This is a genomic window from Cohnella massiliensis, assembly GCF_900169535.1.
In the GTDB taxonomy this organism is placed as follows: domain Bacteria; phylum Bacillota; class Bacilli; order Paenibacillales; family Paenibacillaceae; genus Cohnella; species Cohnella algarum.
Map to the genome: position 1 here is coordinate 1 of NZ_LT821250.1, position 1,055 is coordinate 1,055.

The 1,055-nt window shown below is 43.8% G+C and carries 2 protein-coding genes; both read right to left on the bottom strand.

The window, feature by feature from the left end:
• The coding region (locus B7E11_RS01830) for a LysR family transcriptional regulator (RefSeq protein ID WP_139787039.1) at positions 1-202 on the bottom strand (202 nt) is incomplete at its 3' end.
• Positions 203-277: 75 nt separating this feature from the next.
• The gene (locus B7E11_RS28720) at positions 278-976 is read right to left on the bottom strand and encodes a chymotrypsin family serine protease (protein WP_139787040.1); all 699 of its coding nucleotides are present in this window, start codon (positions 974-976) and stop codon (positions 278-280) included.
• Positions 977-1,055: the final 79 nt, after the last annotated feature.

Below are 1,055 nucleotides of genomic sequence, written 5' to 3' on the forward strand. Positions count from 1 at the left end.
GGCGGACAAGCTGCCGGGCGTGCTCCCGGAGCAGGAGGCCGGCCTGGGTGAGAACGATCTTTTTTCCGACGCGGTCGAAAAGGGGGACCTGCAGCTCGTCTTCCATCGTCTTGATTTGCAGGCTCAAAGTCGGCTGGGAAATGCCGAGCTTTTCCGCGGCTTTCGTAAAATGCAGTTCCTCGCATACGGCCAATTTGCTCATATAATTGAGAAAACCTCAACTCCTCCAAGAGAATCGAGGTTTTCTCTAATTGAGTCATCAAATTTATAAACAAATTTACGAAGCAACGTATAATGAAGTCAGTCCAAGCGTATTATACACGTTTTTATAAGCAGAATACCATTCATAATTATAGGTTGTGCCATTAATTTGCAAAGAAATTGTTCCATTATTAACACCTTGGATAATAAATTCCCATCGATTTTTTGCACTCACCCATCTAAGTTTCATGACGGGAGCACCACTATCTCCTTCAGCACTAACTGCATTAGTAAGCCTAATGTCACTCAGGGTATTAAATCCATATTCACCTCCAGCATTAAATGAAACGCCTGTTTGTTGAACAGTACCTTCCTGTAGATAACCTGTATATGGGGTACTTAAATATATGTAGTCCCCTTGAACTTCATTCCCAGCATCGTTTGCTCCACCAATTACTGCCGAAGTCCCTGCAGTAACCCTTTCAGTAACTTCAATATGTGAAGAGCTATTCAGTACAATATACCCCGCGTCTGCTGTAGTGTTGCCACTTGTTTTGAAACCAAATGTCCCAATTGTTGTCGAACCAAATTTCCACGAATTACCCGTACCATTATAACCACAGTGACCAGCAGTAACAGTTACATTTTGCGTTCCCTTTTTACCATGGAAAGCTGCTGTACATCCACCACCATTAGACTCTACAATTTTATCCCCAGACTTAACATGGTGTTCGCCGCCTGACTTTATGGCGGGAAAAAGGCATGAATTCGCCATTCGGTGTGGCGGAGCCAAACCGAATAAACAGCCGACAATAGCCTAATCCCTTCTGTACAATGACGGTGGATTAGGCTAT